The sequence below is a fragment of the Sphingobium indicum BiD32 genome, assembly GCF_000382885.1.
Lineage (GTDB): Bacteria > Pseudomonadota > Alphaproteobacteria > Sphingomonadales > Sphingomonadaceae > Sphingobium > Sphingobium japonicum_C.
This window is the reverse complement of sequence record NZ_CAVK010000072.1, coordinates 126,140-134,020: the sequence shown is the minus strand read 5'-3', so window position 1 is coordinate 134,020 and position 7,881 is coordinate 126,140. Positions and strand designations below refer to the sequence as shown.

Here is a 7,881-nt window from a genome sequence, read left to right as displayed (position 1 = left end):
ACCGAGGCCGGCCTCGGCGGGCTGACCGGACGGAGCGGGCTCGTCGGCACCAGGCAGCGGCGGCAGGCCGTCGTCGGCCTTGGGCGCCATCTCCGAGGCAAGGTCGCGCCGGCGCGTCGGACGCGACCAGACGACGTTGTAGCTGCCGTCCTCCTGCCGGAACGCCGAGACGTAGAGCGGCGCGGCCAGGCTCGGGTCCTCGATCTTGCCGTTCAGGAACGCCTCGCCCGTGCCGTTCGAGAACAGCTCGAACAGCGCCCCCACCTGCACCCACGCCCGTGAGGCCGACAGCGCCAGCACCTCGAACTTGGGCGCCTTCGGATTGGACGAGTGCACCTCGCGCAGCGCCAGCGTCATCGCAATCGTCAGCGTCGCGATCTTGCCAACGAAAATGCCGGCTTCATTCTGCTTGATCGTACCGATGTTCATGGGAAAGTCTCCGTGAGTATGGCCTCGAACTCAAGTGCTCGAGACACCTTCCCCTCTCCCACTCCTCTCCTCGGCCGTTCGGCCGAGCAGGCGCGAGAAGCGCCATATCCGAGGCCCGCTACCGCGGCCTCGGAATCGACCAGAGTTCAGTGAAGCGATCCGAACAGGCGCTGCTTGGCCTCGACCTGGTGGGCGCCATCTTTGACACCCACGGTAGCGGTCATGTCCGCTAAGAGACGCGTCGCGAGCGTCTCGGGAATGTCGGCATACGCTTCGACCACCCGGATCGCGGCCTCGGGGGTCGGCAGTTCGCCCGGCTCGGTGCCGACCCAGATCGTTGCCTCACCTTCCTCGGGCTCCGCATCGGTGGGCGAGAACACCTGTGCGAAGAATGTCTGGAGGGGACGATCCCAGCCGACGGCCACCTTGATGATGCCACTCCCATTCCTGGGTTTGAGTTCATAGCGGCTTATGATGGGCTCCTGCGAATGCGATGATCGACATGACGGGCTGCGCTTCGGCGCTCCTCAACGCCTTGCGGACGGCAGCGGCGGCGCGCGGGGCGCCGCTCTTGGCAAGAAGATTACGCGCGCAGCGCAGGTGGTCAATCGCCGCTCGCACTGCACCCGTTCGGTCGGCTCGACGGCTTTGATGGGACCCATGGAGGCATCATGCTATGCCCGGTGCCGGGATACAGCCGCGAAAGCGAAAAAGCCTGTGCGCTGCACAGTAGAGATCAGGCGTTGCTCCACATGTGAGTGCAACAACAATATGAGCGATATGCTATTGCGAATTGATTGCATTACAACTATGGACTGTTTGCATCCCATCTCGGTGACACCGCCTGATGATTGCCGAGTTGCTCATCAGGGAGTTGTCGTAAGTGTCGGCCGCCGCAACAACCATCGATGTCGGGATGCTTTATGCGTCACACGGCGATTGGCTACGGGAGTGGCTGCGCCGGCATACCCGCTGCTCCCACCGTGCCGCCGATCTCGCCCAGGACACCTTCTGCCGCGTCCTTGAGACGAACGAGGGCGCGCCTGTTCGCGACCCGCGCAACTATCTCTCCACCGTGGCGCGACGCATCCTGATCGACGACATACGCCACCGCGAGGTCGAACGGGCCTATCTTGCGGTTCATGCCGAGCGAATGGGCGATGCCGACCACCTGACGCCCGCGCGCGTCGCCGAAGCTGCGCAGCTCCTCGATGCGATCTTGCGCTTACTCGAAACCCTGCCCGACAAAGCGCGGCGAGCCTTCATGATGATCCGTTTCGACGGCCTGCGCTATGCCGATGCGGCCAAGGCGCTCGGCGTGTCGGAACGCATGGTCAAACGCTACGTCGTGCAGGTCTATGCACATTGCTACGCGTTCGCCTATCCTGACTGAGTGACAACGCAGCGCCCGACTCCCGAAATGATCGAGCAGGCAGCCTATTGGGCTGCCCAGTTCGCGACCGATCAAGCGACCCAGAACGATCGCGACGCTTGCGAGGCATGGTGCCGCGAACATCCCCTGCATCGTCTCGCAATGGACCGGATGCGCGGTCTCGACGCACAGTTCGACAGCACCGACGACATCGGTCGCGAGACGATCGAGACTGTGCTTGAACGGCGGTCCCGTAAGGGTCGATGGTTCGGCGGCTTCACGCTCGGACTGGTCCTACTCGTCGGCGGCGGTTGGCTCGCGGCACAGTCGTTGACCGTCCGGGCCTGGTTCCCCGATTACAAGACAGCGCGCGGCGAGCAGCGCACGGTGACGCTCGCCGATGGCAGCGGCCTCACCATCGACACCGATGGGGCGCTGGATTTCCGCCGCGATGACGCAAACCGGACCGTCACGCTGTTCCGGGGGCAAATCCTGGCGCGGGTGGCGAAGGATGAAGCGCGGCCATTCGTCGTAGAAACCCGCGACGGCACCGCGACCGCGCTCGGGACAGCCTTCATTGTGCGCCGGGACGAGGATGCGACCACCGTCACCGTGATCGAGTCCAACGTGCGGGTGTGTCCGGCAAAAGCCAGTCCCGAAACGTGCTCCGATCTCTCACCGGGCGATCAGGTGCGCCTGGAACAGGGGAGGCTCTCCCGTCTCGGCCGGATCGATCCCGGGACGGCGGCGATCTGGGCAGAAGGCTGGCTCGCGGTCGACGACCAGCCCGTCGCGGGCGTGCTGCTCGAACTCAACCGCTATCGCCGGCAGCCGGTTCGCTTCGATGCCGACGAGTTGGCTGGCGTCAGAGTGTCGGGCAGCTTCCCACTGGCCGATTCCGACCGCGCGCTTGATGGCATTGTACGCTTGACCGGCCTGCGCCTGTCCCGCGCTCAGGACGGTTTTCCCGTGGTGAGCCGCGCGAAATAATTTTGCGCCTTTGGGTTCCCGATTTTTAAACTCGCCCGTCCCCCTTTGTGAAGCGGCGTTTGAATAGGGGTATTGCGGGTGATGAAGTTCAAGAAAATGTATGGGGCGGCGGCTGTTGCGATCCTGGCAGCGGGAATTGGCGCTTTTCCTGCGCCTGCGCAGGCGCAGACGGTACAGGCTGCGCGGGACATCGACATTCCCGCAGGCTCGCTCGGCAATGCCATCGCCCAACTTGGCCGCAAGACCGGCGTGATGATCGTGTTCGACCCGGCCCTGGTGCGTGGTCGCCGCTCCGCCGGCCTGCGCGGCACCTACACCCCGGCCCAGGCGCTCGACAGGCTGCTTGCCGGGAGCGGCTTTACCGCGCGGCCCGATGGACGTGGTGGATTCACAATCGCACGTTCTCCCATTTCACAAACGCGAATCCCGGTTCCCCGCGCCGCAAGGCCCTTGGCAAAGCCGCCCACAGAAGCCGAAACGGATGCGCCCGAGAAGGAGGATATCGTCGTTACCGGCTTTATCTCCCGCGATGCCCAAGCGGGCCTCTTTGGCAAACAGGAAGTCATAGACACGCCTTTTTCGATAACCCCCTATACTCAGGAATGGTTCGAGACCCGGCAAGCGCGCACCATCACTGATGTGACAGCCAGCGACCCATCGGTGCGCAGCAACCTATCGGCAAGCAGCGAGAGCGAGCAATTCGTGCTCAGAGGATTCCCCTTGTTTGCATCGGAAGTCGCCCTCGAAGGCCTCTATGGGATGCTGCCGCTTCGACGCATTCCGATCGAGCCCTTTAGCAAGGTGGAAATATTCAAGGGACCAAATGCCCTCATCAACGGCGTTGCGCCTTTCGGCAACATCGGCGGTATGATCAACTTGGTCCCCAAGCGTGCTGAAGCACGGCGCACGCTCGATGCGACGATTGCCTATCTATCTGATGGCCAGTTCGGTGGAAACATCGATCTTGGCGGCCGGTTCGGTGCCGACCGACAGATGGGGGCACGCTTGAATGCCGCCCATTATGCCGGCGACCTCGCTCTGGATTATGCCAATCGGCGCGCCGACGTGGCCAGCCTAGCATTGGACTACGAGGCGGGCGGTTTGAAATTGACGGCCGATTTCCTTTACTCGTCCGAAACCATCAAGGGCCAGGACCATCATCTAACCGCGGCCGGGGGCTTCCAAATTCCCGATGCGCCCGATTCGAAGGTGAACTATGGTCAGCCCTGGACGCGCACGAATACGGAGAGCAAGAGCTTCGTCCTCGGCGCCAGCTATGAAATCCTCCCCCAGACGACGATTTCGGCAAGATACGGATATCTCGAATTCGTCGAGGAGTATCGGTACATGCAGGGGCAAATTATCTCTGCGGCCGGCGACTTCACGTCGAGGTACAGCCTTTTTGGCAGCGCAAGCGAAAACAACACGGGCGAGATTGCGCTTCGTTCGGTTTTTCGAACCGGGCCGATCCGCCATAATTTCGTTGCTGCCGCGACAACCCTCTACATCAAGGGCTTGGGACCGCTTCCCTTCGCGGCGATTCCAACATTCACAAACAATCTCTACGATCCGGTCTATGTGCCACGCCCGGCCGCGATGTTTACCGACGCCGTGGCCGCACAATTCCACGACATGCGTCATGCGAATGATCGCAAGCTGCGCGGCATCGCGGTTGCCGACACGATCTCGGCCTTCAACGATCGCGTGCTGCTCACGCTCGGCGTTCGGCGTCAGAACGTCAGGATGACGAACTTCGACCGGGTGACCGGCAATCAACTGAACGATTATGACGAATCGAAGACAACCTATGCCGCCGGCCTCGTCGTCAAGCCGAAGGAGAATTGGTCGATCTACGGTAGCTTTTCGCAAGGCCTGACGCCCGGTCTCTTCGCGCCAGCAGGATCAGCGAACAACGGAACGGTCTTCGCACCGTTCGTCAGCACTCAATATGAGCTTGGATCCAAGCTCATATTGGGGCCGCTAACCGCGAGCCTCGCCCTGTTCCGGATCAACCAGCCTTTCGGCTATGTCCAGCCTACGACGAACCTGTACGTCCTTGATGGCGATAGCATCAACAAGGGCATCGAGTTCAACGTATCAGGCAAGCCTACCGAGGAGTTGACACTGCTTGGTGGCATCCTGTTCTCGGATGCGAAGCAAAAAGGAACCTCAGGCGGGCTGACCGATGGCAAGCGTCCGATCGGTATGCCGAAATGGCAGTTCAATCTGTTCGGCGAATATGCCCCTCGAGCGTTGCCCGGTTTCGCAATCAATGCAAACTACGCGTACACGGGCAGGCAATTCTATGATGCCGGAAATCTGAGGCCGATCGATAGTTGGGATCGGATCGACCTAGGTGTACGCTACGCTTTCGAAGTTGGCGGGAATCGCTACACCGCGCGCGCCAATGTCGAGAATGCCACGGGAAATTCCTACTGGCAGTCGGCCTCGCGCGGTTTCCTCACACGCGGCGCTCCCAGGACCGTTCGGGTGTCCCTTGGAATGAGCTTTTGACGGGAGCGTTGCTGCCGGCCGGGGGCGGCTTTTACACATTCCGTAACCGCCACCCGCGCCGCCCGCCTTGGAAGGCATGATGTTTCGAACCCTGCTGTTTCAACTGCACTGGATTCTCGGCATCACAGCCGGCTTCGTGCTAGCGGTCATGGGAGTGAGCGGGGCACTTATCAGCTTCGAGGACGAGATACTTGCGGCGCTCAATCCGGGTGTGGCCACAGTCGACCCCGTCGACACACCTCTACTCGCGCCAACGGAGTTGGCGCGGCGGATCGAGGCGCAAGAGCCCGCCACGCGGATGACGCGCCTTATCTTCGACCGCGACCCGGCGAAGGCAGCCTGGGTAAGCTATGTCGATAAAGCCTCCAACAAGCGCGGCACAAGCTATGTAGATCCCGGGACCGGCAAGCTGCTCGGCGAAGGGCGGCGACATGGCTTCTTCGACGCGGTCACCCGCTTGCACCGCTGGCTAGCCTTGCCCGGTAGCGGCAACGGGATCGGCAGGCAGATCACCGGCGTCTCGGCGATCGCCCTCGTCTATTTCGCGCTATCGGGTCTTTATCTGCGTTGGCCGAAACGGCCGTTCGACTGGCGCGTCTGGCTAACGCTCGATCTGCGCAAGACCGGCCGCAACCTCCATCGCGCCCTGCACGCGACCGTTGGGGGCTGGGTCCTCATCTTTTATCTGGTCAGCGCGTCGACCGGCCTGTGGTGGTCCTATGGCTGGTATCGCGACGGCGTAAATCATCTGCTGGCGGCCGAAGCCGTGGACATGGGACCAAAGCGCCGGGACGGAGACCGCAAAGCGCCCGCTGACTTCGCGATAGCGTGGGACGGGTTCGAGCGCACAACTGCCGGCCGAAACTACGAGTCCGTCACCGCAACGATACGCGACAATGGCGAGGTGCAGTTTCGCGCCAAGCTGCCCGGTGCGCGGCATGACCGGGTGTCCGACGAGTTGACGATCGACGGCGTGACCGGCGAGGCCTTGTCGGTGCTCCCCTATGCGAAACGGACACTGGGCCAGGACATCGTGACCAGTATCTTCGAGATTCATCGAGGCGCCTATTTCGGCTTGGTGGGCCGCATCGGCATCACACTCGCCAGCCTGACGATGCCGCTTTTCACTGTAACCGGCCTCCTTCTCTATCTCGCGCGACGCCGCCGCAAACGCGCGCTTGCCCTTGTCACGGACAATGCGACGACCGAGGCGCCGCCCGTTTCAGAGGCCACCACGCTGGTCGCCTTCGCCAGCCAGACCGGGACCGCCGAGCGGATCGCCCGCCTGACCGCCGAGGCCTTACCCGGAGCGGCCGTGCTCCCGCTCGTGCGACTTGACGAGGCGACGCTTGGTCATGCCGAGCGGCTGTTGGTCGTCGCCAGCACCTATGGCGATGGCGAGCCGCCGGACGTGGCACGGTCTTTCGCCCGGAAAATGATGGCATCGCACCGCGACCTATCCAGCATCCGCTATGCAGTGCTTGCTCTGGGTGACCGCGAATATGACGACTTCTGCGCCTTCGGCCATCGGCTTGATCGGTGGCTGCACGAAAGCGGCGCGGAGCGATTGTTCGACCTTGTTGAATTGGACGGGGACGATCCCGACGCGCAGCGTCGTTGGAAGCAGCAGCTTGCCGGGCTTGGTGCGCGGGCGGATCAGCCGGATTGGGCTAGCGCGCCAATGGAGGATTGGCGCCTGGTCGAGCGGCGGCTGCTCAATCCCTGCAGCGGCGGCGGGCCAGCCTTCCATATCGCGCTTGAACCTTTGTCACCGGGATTCGTTCGATGGTCGCCGGGTGACATATTGGAGGTAGAACCCCGGCATGATCCCCGCCGGATCGATGCCTTCCTGGCCGCCACGCCGGAGGATGTCGCGATTGCGCCGCGTGTGGTTCTGGAGGCGAGCGTCTTGCCAGACTGCGTGGACGGGCCGTTCGATCCCGCGCGGTTCAGGCCGCTTGCCCATCGCGAATATTCAATCGCTTCCATTATGGAATCGAGGCGCGTGGAATTACTGGTCCGCCAATGCACGGCGGAAGACGGTTTTCTCGGTTTGGGATCGGGTTGGCTGACCGAAATCGCCCCGCTGGGCGGAATCATCAGAGCACGCATCAGGTCCAACCCAGCCTTCCATCCTCCTGCCGACCCATCCACACCTCTGATCCTGATCGGCAACGGCACCGGCCTTGCCGGTCTACTGGTGCATCTGCGACACAGGGCCGTCAGCGGCGGCGGCCCGACATGGCTGTTCTGGGGCGAACGGCACCCGGACCATGATGATCTTCACGGCGAAGAATTACGCGACCTGCGCGCGAATGGCACGCTTGAGGTGCTTGAATATGCCTGGTCGCGTTTGTCGGGCCGGCAAAGCTATATTCAGGACAAGGTGACGGCTTCCGCCACTATGGTCCGGCAACAGGTCGAGGCAGGCGCGGCAATCTATGTTTGCGGCAGTGTGCGGGGCATGGCGCCCGCTGTCGATCGAGTGTTGCGCGATATTATCGGAGATATGAAGTTGGAGCAGATGGCCGAGCAAGGCAAGTATCGCCGGGATATTTACTGATCTGACCACATGT

At 62.5% G+C, this 7,881-nt stretch carries 6 protein-coding genes; 4 read left to right on the top strand and 2 right to left on the bottom strand.

Going from position 1 to position 7,881, the window contains the following annotated elements; all coding sequences use genetic code 11:
* Both EBBID32_RS08150 and EBBID32_RS08145 read right to left on the bottom strand, forming a co-directional pair.
* Window positions 1–429 (bottom strand): DUF736 domain-containing protein (locus tag EBBID32_RS08150; protein ID WP_037489665.1); only part of this gene is annotated, 429 nt, incomplete at its 3' end.
* A 146-nt stretch (window positions 430–575) separates the two neighbouring features.
* Complete coding sequence (locus tag EBBID32_RS08145) at window positions 576–902, bottom strand: hypothetical protein (RefSeq protein WP_037489662.1); 327 nt, start codon at window positions 900–902, stop codon at window positions 576–578.
* A gap of 410 nt (window positions 903–1,312) precedes the next feature.
* Between EBBID32_RS08145 and EBBID32_RS08140 the strand changes: the two genes are divergently transcribed.
* The 4 genes from EBBID32_RS08140 to EBBID32_RS08125 all read left to right on the top strand — a co-directional run bounded on the left by EBBID32_RS08140 (window position 1,313) and on the right by EBBID32_RS08125 (window position 7,868).
* The gene (locus EBBID32_RS08140; protein ID WP_006953768.1) at window positions 1,313–1,822 is read left to right on the top strand and encodes a sigma-70 family RNA polymerase sigma factor; all 510 of its coding nucleotides are present in this window, start codon (window positions 1,313–1,315) and stop codon (window positions 1,820–1,822) included.
* Window positions 1,823–2,791 (top strand): FecR family protein, encoded by a 969-nt coding sequence (locus tag EBBID32_RS08135; RefSeq protein ID WP_037489659.1) that lies wholly within the window; start codon window positions 1,823–1,825, stop codon window positions 2,789–2,791.
* A gap of 81 nt (window positions 2,792–2,872) precedes the next feature.
* Complete coding sequence (locus tag EBBID32_RS08130) at window positions 2,873–5,305, top strand: TonB-dependent receptor (RefSeq protein ID WP_006953765.1); 2,433 nt, start codon at window positions 2,873–2,875, stop codon at window positions 5,303–5,305.
* Window positions 5,306–5,381: 76 nt separating this feature from the next.
* Window positions 5,382–7,868 carry a sulfite reductase flavoprotein subunit alpha gene (locus EBBID32_RS08125; protein ID WP_006953763.1) on the top strand — a complete coding sequence of 829 codons (2,487 nt, stop codon included), beginning with the start codon at window positions 5,382–5,384 and terminating at the stop codon, window positions 7,866–7,868.
* Window positions 7,869–7,881: the final 13 nt, after the last annotated feature.

What these genes read in the sequence shown, in the direction of transcription:
- EBBID32_RS08130 (WP_006953765.1), top strand. Translation starts at nt 2,873, where the DNA reads ATGAAGTTCAAGAAAATGTATGGGGCGGCGGCTGTTGCGATCCTGGCA.
- EBBID32_RS08125 (WP_006953763.1), top strand. Translation starts at nt 5,382, where the DNA reads ATGATGTTTCGAACCCTGCTGTTTCAACTGCACTGGATTCTCGGCATC.